Source organism: Nocardia vinacea NBRC 16497 (genome assembly GCF_000308835.1).
Lineage (GTDB): Bacteria > Actinomycetota > Actinomycetes > Mycobacteriales > Mycobacteriaceae > Nocardia > Nocardia vinacea.
Window position 1 is genome coordinate 1 of sequence record NZ_BAGN01000075.1, and the last position, 8,075, is coordinate 8,075.

The window sequence follows — 8,075 nt, forward strand, 5'->3', positions numbered from 1 at the left end:
CCGTCGCGTGGGCAGGGCGTGGTGCCGTCGCGTGGGCAGGGCGTAGTGCTGTCGTGTGGGGAGGGCGTGGTGCCGTCGCGTGGGCAGGATGTAGTGCCGCTGTGTCGGCAGGATCTAGCGCCGCTGTGTCGGCAGGACGCAGCGTGGCTGTCGTACGCACGGACGCCGTGCTCGTCTGTCAGGTCGGAACGGTGGCCGGTGTATGCGCTGGTTGGAACCCGCCGGAGGTGTGTGACTGCTCGGCTCGGATCACATGGGTCACCGCATTGATCAGCGCCAGATGGGTGAATGCCTGCGGGAAGTTGCCGAGATGACGTCCACTGCGCGAGTCGATCTCTTCGGCATAGAGCCGCAGCGGACTCGCATAACCGAGCAGCCGCTCGCACAGATGCCGGGCCCGCTGCACTTCGCCGATCTCCACCAGTGCGGAGACCAGCCAGAACGAGCAGATGGTGAAGGTGCCCTCCGCGCCGGTCAATCCGTCATCGGTGGTTTCGGTCCGGTAGCGCAGGACAAGACCGTTCTCGGTGAGCCGGTCGGCGATCGAGAGCACGGTCGCGCGCACCCGATGGTCGGTGGGCGGCAGGAAGCGGTTCAACACCACCAGCAGCAGAGAGGCGTCCAGGGTGTCGCCGCCGTAGGTCTGCGTGAAGACGCCGTCGGCATTTACACCGTTGGTGAGGATATCGGCCTTGATCTGGTCGGCGATGGCGTACCACTCGGTGGCCCGCTCGTACTCGCCGTGCAGTTCGGCCAGCTTCGCCCCTCGGTCCAGTGCCACCCAGCACATCACCTTCGATGAGGTGAAATGCTGTGGCTCACCGCGCACTTCCCAGATGCCGCGGTCGGGCTCCTGCCAGCGCGCGATGGTCGCCTCGACTTGGCGCTCGAGCAGCGGCCACAGCGACTCCGGCACCTGTTGGCGGGATTTCACGTGCAGGTACACCGCGTCGAGCATGGTGCCCCAGATATCGTGTTGGTCCTGGTTGTAGGCGCCGTTGCCGATACGCACGGGTTTGGCACCGTCGTAGCCGGTCAGATTGTCGAGCGTGCTCTCCGTGAGGTCGCGTTCGCCGCCGATACCGTAGAGCACCTGCAGCGGAACGGGTTCGCCGTTGTCACCGGTGGTGGCGTCCCTGAGGAAGGCGAAGAAATCGTTGGCCTCGCGGTCAAGGCCGAGGGTGTACAGACCCCACAGCGCGAAGCTGGAATCGCGCACCCAGGTATAGCGGTAATCCCAATTGCGTTGGCCGCCAGGGGTTTCCGGCAGTGATGTGGTGGCGGCGGCCATCAGCGCGCCGGTCGGCGCGTAGGTGAGTCCCTTCAGCGTCAGCGCACTGCGCTGCAAGTAGTTGCGCCACGGATGATCCGGGAAATCGCCGAGGGTGATCCACTGCCGCCAGCATTCGGTGGTCTGCCACATCTTCTGCGCCGCATCCTCGAAGGTGCGCGGCGCGGGCAGCTCCGACCAGGTCAGCGCGACGAACACCTCGTCGCCCTCCTTCATCCTGGTCCTGGCGCGGGCCTCCCGGCCCTCGAGTCCGAGCCGCAGATCGGTGGTCAGCACCAGTGTCGGGCCCACATTCGGATCGCCGGTGCGCACCGCGGTGGCCTCCTCGTACACCTTGCCGGTGTACTCCCAACGGGCCGGGGAGCGGTGGTAATCGAACGCGGGTTCGCAGCTCATCTCCAACTCGACCGTGCCGTTCACGCACTTCACCGTGCGCAACAGGACGTGCTCGGCATCCCAGTCCATCGGTGTCCGGCGATGGGTCTTGCTGCGCTGATCGTTGTTGTGCCAGGGACCGAGCACGAGCGCGTCGCGCACGATCAGCCAGCCGGTATCGGTCTGCCAGGTGGTCTCCAGGATCATGCCGCCGGGCAGATATCGCCGTGCCGCGGGCACATTGACCCCGTACGGGCCGATCCGGAAATGTCCGGCGCTGCGATCGAGCATCGCGCCGAAGATGCTCGGCGAATCGGGTCGTGGCACGCACATCCACTCGACACCGCCATTGCTGGCGATCAGACAGGTGGTCTCACAGTCGGACAGGAATGCGTAATCGTCGATCGGCGGATAGGTGGCGTGCTGACGCACCGCACTCAGCTGACTGAGCACGGGCAGGTCGGCAGGCTCGTCGACGGTCAGATCATCGGAAGACGCCATACCTCATCTTCGGTCCGTCCGCGTCCGGCGTCCACCGAGCGCGCCGAAACCCGGCCCTACGCGGCGCCGACGGCGCGGCAAATTCAACACGGCTAGGCTGGTGCCGTGCATCGGATCGCAGGATGGTGGGACGGCTTCGAGCTGTGGGTCGCGGGTTTGCCGTTTATCCCGCAGTTCATCGTGGTGTTGGTCGGCATGGTTCCGGTCAGCTTCGCCATCGCCTACCTGCTGGACCGATTGCTGCGGGTCTCCATGCAACTGCTCGGCCGCAACAGCGACGCCGTGCCTGCCCTGACACCTGAGGATGTTGTGACCGCGGAACCCGCCCTGATCCCTGAACCCGCCGCGCCGCCGGTCGCGCTGCGCGAGACGGCACAGAGCGGAGCGCGTTGATGCCGCGCTCCCGCGTTCAGCTCGCTCTTGTCGCCCTGCTGGTTCTCGTCGTCATCGCGTGGTTGTTCACTCGCTGACGTCGTCAGAAGTCCGCGACCGCACGCAGGATCAACCGAATGAGACCCGGCCGTCGAGGTCGAAGCCGGAGTACGAGACTTACGTAAGCAATCGGAAGTCCATGGCGGACATCGTGACTCGGCTCGTATACAAGCCGTCCACAACATTCACCAAGCACTGCGAGAACTTTCGATTCAATTCGGCCGACCGAGACATCCGGTGCAAAGAGCTGGAAGTCGACAGCTCACACGCCAAGCAGACTGCCGCGAGGGTGGCGCATATCCAGTGAACGCCTCGCACAGGCTGTAGCTTGTGTGCGGCGCCCACTGATTCTGTGCGAGCCATTGGCCGCGGTGAATGGATCCGGCTTGCGCCGTTGGGGGAGTGCTCAGCACCGATCAGGCAGCGGGGATAACCCTGTAGGCGGGAGAGCTTCGGAGCTGGGTGTGGTGTGGTGATGTCGTGCCGCGAAGCGACTTCCGGGGAGTGTTGGTCCGCCGCGTGGTAGTAGCGCGCCGGGCTCGGGCCGAGGGTGTGACGGCATATCTGGAGGATGGTTTCGCTGTCGCATGACATCGATCCACGCTCAGAACTCGGCGACAACTCGGAAGAGTGCGGGGTTGGCGATGGCGAAGTCGGGGGAGGCGGACAGGCGCTGTTGGAAGCGGGGGGCGTCGCCTGCCGTGCGCCATGCTTCGGGGCTGTCCCAATGCGCGATGTTGACCAGTTGGAAGCGAGTGTCCGGGTCCACCGCACGGTGCAGCCGGTTGTCGCGGAAGCCGGGCGCCTTGCTCATCAGCTCTGCGCGATCGAGCCAGTGCGGCAGGAATTCATCGATCCGCTCGGCGGGCAGCTCGAAGGCATTGACGAAGGTGATTCTCGGGTCTTTGTCCGAACCGTTTCCCGCCGTGCGGAATTCGGCCGCCACCTGATACCAGCCGCCGTGCACAGTGGCGTAGCCGGCCGCGGTGGCTGCCGACGCGGTGAAGTCGGATTTCGCCAGTGCTTCGTCCCGGGCCTCGATGCTGTCCCAGTGCGCCACGTTGACCAGGCCGAGCCGGGACTCGGGGGACAGTCTGCGGTGCAGCCGCGCATCGCGGAAACCCGGGGCGGCGTGGATCAGCCCGACGCGCTCCTGCCAGCGTGCGATGGACTCGCCGATCCGGTCCTCGGGCAGTTCCCACGCGTCGATCAGGGTGATTCCGTTGTCAGTCACCGCACCATCGTGAAACCTCAACCACACTGCAGGTCAAGATGATTCGGCAAAACCAACCGGCTGGCGATGCGACTTTGTCCAGGACCCGTCCGCGCGTGGGCCACAAGCCAACCCATCACCCGAGCCCTGATTGCCGACGACCACTGACACCATTGGTCCCTCGTCGAGATCGGCGTGTGGGGAGAGCTTTCGTCGCATCCTCGATTGTCACTCGTCGGAATCCCGATCGCCCCCGGTGCGCCAGTCGTTGAAGCGCTTGCCGATCTTGGAGACCGTCTCGCCGACCTCGTGACCGACCGTGCCCACCGCGGACCCGACATCGCGGCCGAGATTGCGCACGGTGCGGATCAGCGGGTCCTCGGACTGATCGAAGTTCTGCCGATAGGTGCGGGCGGCCTCCCTGATCTCATCGCTGATCTTGGTGGCCTTATCGTGTTCACGGCGTGGGTAGTCGCCGCCGAGCATGCGATTGTATTCACCGGATTGGATCCAGCGGCGCAGCTCCGCGGCTCGCAGCACCGAGAACGGATGGCTCTGCAGTTCCAGATTGAGCAGCTTCAGTACGCCGTCGCGCAGATCGCCGGAGCGCTCGTAGTCATCGGCCTGCTGCAGGAACGCGCCGTGGTTCATCTCCTTGATCCAGGTGCCGCCCGCGGTCTTCATATGCACCCGCACGGACGCCTCGACATCCTGACCGCACAGCAGCCCGGCCCGGTCGCCGGACAATTCGGACTTGCGGCTCCACTCCATCAGCGCGGCAACGATCGCGCGCAATGCCCACCCACCCACCGGCACCCAGCCCAGATTGGCCGAAATGCGCAGCAGATGCATGAGCATGGTGCGGTACACCGCGTGCCCGGACAGCGCGTGCCCGAGTTCGTGACCGACGACGAAGCGCAGCTCCTCGGTATCCATCAGATCGATCAGCCCGGTCGTCAGCACGATGAACGGCTGATCCATGCCGATCGTGAAGGCGTTCACATGCGGGCTCTGCAGCACGAACATTTCGGGTGTGGTGCGCGCGTCCAGTACCTCCACGCAGTCCTGACGCAACTGGTGCAGCGAGCGGAACTGGCGTTCGTCTACCCGGACCGCGGTCGCGAGGTACAGCAGCCGGTGCTGGCGTTCTTGGAGCAATCCGGACAAGGTTCGCAAAACGGTGTCGAACCCGGCGAGCGAGCGCAGCGTCACCAACGCGGTGCGGTCGGCGGGATGTTCCCACGCGCGAGTGCTGATATCGGGGAACCGGGTGCGGACGCGGTCCGGGCTGGTAGTCATGGGATGAAACCCCCCTCTTCCAGGAACTTTGTCGGTTTTTGCCGCCTGCAAGCGGATAGCTAGCGTTGATTCGAACTGGTGACGTTTCCTCTGCTACAGTCTGCCCGTGTCTTCGAATGCCGTCCCGCAGGTCCGCCATGAATTGGCGTTGATCGCTGTCGGCAATCTCGCGGTCGCGGACATTCTCTGTCGCTGATCGGCGTCGGGCGCTGCTGCGCACCCATCTTTCTCTAGACCGGCGCGCAAACCTTTCGCAGCAGTGTCCGTACCCCGACCTTCGGTCGACAAGTCGCGCCACAGTTCTACCGCCGCGACAACTAGTCCATGTCGCGGCGGAGCACATCAGGAAAGGTTCCACCCATGTCACCCAGGTCCTTGCTCCTCGGATCCTCCCGATCGCACCGTCGCCCGGTGATCGCCGCGCTAACGGCCGTCGCCGCCGTCGTGCTCACCGCGTGCGGTGGTGGGGCGAGCGACACGGTGGGCGGTGGTGGCGCCGACGGCAGTGGCGGCACTCTCAACCTGTACGCCTACGCCGTCCCGAAGCCCGGTTTCGACAAGGTCGTCCCCGCGTTCAACAAGACCGATAAGGGTAAGGGCGTCACGATCAACGGCTCCTACGGTGCGTCGGGCGATCAGTCCCGCAAGGTCAAGGACGGCGCCGAGGCCGATATCGTCAACTTCTCGGTCGAGCCCGATATCACCCGACTTGTCGACGCCGGTCTGGTCGATCCGAGCTGGAATGCCGACGCCACCAAGGGAATTCCGTTCGGCTCGGTCGTCGCGATCGTGGTGCGCAAGGGCAATCCGAAGGGCATCAAGGACTGGGACGATCTGCTCAAGCCGGGCATTCAGGTCGTCACCCCGAACCCGTTCAGCTCGGGCTCGGCCAAGTGGAATCTGCTCGCGCCGTACGCGGCCAAGAGCGACGGCGGCAAGAACCCGCAGGCGGGTCTGGATTACCTGAGCCAGCTCATCTCCAAGGAGCATGTGCAGGTGCAGCCGAAGTCGGGCCGTGAGGCCACCGAGACCTTCCTGCAGGGCACCGGTGACGTGCTGCTGAGCTACGAGAACGAGGCGATCTTCTCCGAGCGCAACGGCGATCCGATCGAGCACATCGTGCCGCCGACCACCTTCAAGATCGAGAACCCGGTCGCGGTACTGAAGAACAGCAAGCATCTGGACACGGCGAACGCCTTCCGCGACTTCCTGTTCACCACCGAGGGCCAAAAGGCTTGGGCCTCGGCGGGATTCCGCCCGGTCGACCCGAAGGTGGCCGCCGACTACGCCAAGGACTTCCCGACTCCGCAGAAGCTGTGGAGCATCGCCGATCTCGGTGGCTGGAAGACCGTCGACAAGGACCTGTTCACCGCGAACACCGGCTCCGTCGCGGTCATCTACGACAAGGCCACCAAGTAATTCGGTGATCTGAAACACACGGGATACTGGACGATCGTGATTGACAGCAGCAGCGCCGGGATCGGGCATGCGCCCGCTCCCGGCGGCTCCGAAGACGCCACACCCAAGGCCGCAGGCCGGAACTGGTCGTGGCTGCGGGTAACCGGTTCGGTGGGTCCGCTCGGCATCGCCACCGCGGTGCTCTGGCTCAGCATCATCGTGCTGCTACCGCTGGCCGCGCTGACCGTCACCTCATTCGATGACGGCTGGTCCGGGTTCTGGGATGCGATCAGCGCACCCGCGGCCATCGACTCGCTGCGCATCACGGTGATCGTGTCCGTGGTGGTGGCGGTCATCAATGTGGTGATGGGCACGCTGATCGCGTGGGTGCTGGTCCGCGACGAGTTCCCGGGCAAGAGCATCGTCAACGCGCTCATCGATCTACCGTTCGCGCTACCGACGATCGTCGCGAGCATCGTGCTGTTGTCGCTCTACGGGCCGCAGAGTCCGATCGATATCCACCTCAACGCCACCCAGCCCGGCCTCGTGGTGGCGCTGGCGTTCGTCACGCTGCCGTTCGTGGTGCGCTCGGTGCAGCCGGTGCTCATCGAGGCCGACCGCGAGGTCGAGCAGGCCGCGCTGTCCCTCGGTGCGGATAACTGGACCACCTTCCGCCGCATCGTCTTGCCGACCCTCGCGCCCGCCATCATCAGCGGCGGCGGTCTCGCCTTCGCCCGCGCGATCGGCGAATACGGTTCGGTGGTTCTGATCGGTGGCGCCATACCGCGTAAGACCGAGATGGCTTCGCAGTACATCCAGAAGCAGATCGAGATCGACCGGCCGGTGAACGCGGCAGCGGTGTCCGTCGCACTGCTGGTCATCTCGTTCGCGACGCTGCTGGTGCTGCGGCTGTGGGCCGAACGCACGGCGCGCAAAGAGCAGGAGGCGCAATGAGGCTGTCCTGGCCGACTCGTATTTCGCTGCGCGTCGTTGCGCTCGGCTACCTGTTCATCCTGTTGGTGCTGCCGCTGATCATCATTCTGTGGCGCACCTTCGAGAAGGGGATCGGCGCGTTCATCGACTCGATCTCCACGCCCGCGGCGATCTCGGCATTCCAGCTGTCGATCCTGATCGTGGCGATCGTGGTCCCGGTGAATGTCATCTTCGGCATCGTCACCGCGATCGCCCTGGTGCGCGGCAAATTCCCGGGTCGCACGCTGGTGCAGGGCATCGTGGATCTGCCCTTCGCCGTCTCGCCGGTTGTGGTCGGCGTCGCGCTGATCCTGCTGTGGGGTGCGGACGGCTGGTTCGGCGGCCTCGAAGACGTCGGCTTCAAGGTGATCTTCAATCTGCCCGGCATGGTGATCGCGACGATCTTCGTCACGCTGCCGTTCGTGGTGCGCGAGGTCGAGCCGGTGCTGCACGAGATCGGCGACGATCAGGAGCAGGCCGCGGCCACCCTCGGCGCGTCCCGCTTGGCAGACCTTCTGGCGGATCACCCTGCCCGCGATCCGCTGGGGCCTGACCTACGGTGTCGTGCTGACCGTCGCGCGTGCGCTCGGCGAA

7 protein-coding genes and 1 pseudogene are annotated in these 8,075 nt (G+C 65.2%); 5 read left to right on the forward strand and 3 right to left on the reverse strand.

Features of this window, described 5'->3' with window-relative positions; all coding sequences use genetic code 11:
• Positions 1–178: 178 nt before the first annotated feature.
• Positions 179–2,167 carry a glycoside hydrolase family 15 protein gene (locus ON44_RS08985; protein ID WP_083897743.1) on the reverse strand — a complete coding sequence of 663 codons (1,989 nt, stop codon included), beginning with the start codon at positions 2,165–2,167 and terminating at the stop codon, positions 179–181.
• A gap of 105 nt (positions 2,168–2,272) precedes the next feature.
• On the opposite strand from ON44_RS08985, the gene ON44_RS08990 reads away from it, so the two are divergent.
• The gene (locus ON44_RS08990) at positions 2,273–2,560 is read left to right on the forward strand and encodes a hypothetical protein (RefSeq protein ID WP_040687919.1); all 288 of its coding nucleotides are present in this window, start codon (positions 2,273–2,275) and stop codon (positions 2,558–2,560) included.
• Positions 2,561–3,203: 643 nt separating this feature from the next.
• Here the strand turns inward: ON44_RS08990 and ON44_RS09000 are convergent.
• A complete protein-coding gene (locus tag ON44_RS09000; protein WP_040687928.1) occupies positions 3,204–3,833 on the reverse strand; it encodes an antibiotic biosynthesis monooxygenase family protein in 630 nt (209 codons plus the stop codon).
• Between the two features lie 207 nt (positions 3,834–4,040).
• A complete protein-coding gene (locus ON44_RS09005) occupies positions 4,041–5,111 on the reverse strand; it encodes a M48 family metallopeptidase (protein WP_040687923.1) in 1,071 nt (356 codons plus the stop codon).
• Between the two features lie 106 nt (positions 5,112–5,217).
• On the opposite strand from ON44_RS09005, the gene ON44_RS53945 reads away from it, so the two are divergent.
• The 4 genes and pseudogenes from ON44_RS53945 to ON44_RS09020 all read left to right on the forward strand — a co-directional run.
• Positions 5,218–5,307, forward strand: coding sequence for an Ms4533A family Cys-rich leader peptide (locus tag ON44_RS53945; RefSeq protein ID WP_324188356.1), 90 nt, complete (start codon positions 5,218–5,220; stop codon positions 5,305–5,307).
• Positions 5,308–5,471: 164 nt separating this feature from the next.
• Positions 5,472–6,530, forward strand: a complete 1,059-nt coding sequence (locus ON44_RS09010; protein ID WP_051181786.1) for a sulfate ABC transporter substrate-binding protein — start codon at positions 5,472–5,474, stop codon at positions 6,528–6,530.
• A 132-nt stretch (positions 6,531–6,662) separates the two neighbouring features.
• Positions 6,663–7,463, forward strand: a complete 801-nt coding sequence (gene cysT / locus ON44_RS09015) for a sulfate ABC transporter permease subunit CysT (protein WP_085998502.1) — start codon at positions 6,663–6,665, stop codon at positions 7,461–7,463.
• Positions 7,460–8,075, forward strand: a pseudogene (locus ON44_RS09020) (sulfate ABC transporter permease subunit); the annotation flags it as partial. The gene cysT and the pseudogene ON44_RS09020, both read left to right, overlap by 4 nt.

Coding starts and splice junctions, on each gene's coding strand:
- ON44_RS08985 (WP_083897743.1), bottom strand. CDS start 2,167: ATGGCGTCTTCCGATGATCTGACCGTCGACGAGCCTGCCGACCTGCCC.
- ON44_RS09005 (WP_040687923.1), bottom strand. CDS start 5,111: ATGACTACCAGCCCGGACCGCGTCCGCACCCGGTTCCCCGATATCAGC.
- ON44_RS09010 (WP_051181786.1), top strand. CDS start 5,472: ATGTCACCCAGGTCCTTGCTCCTCGGATCCTCCCGATCGCACCGTCGC.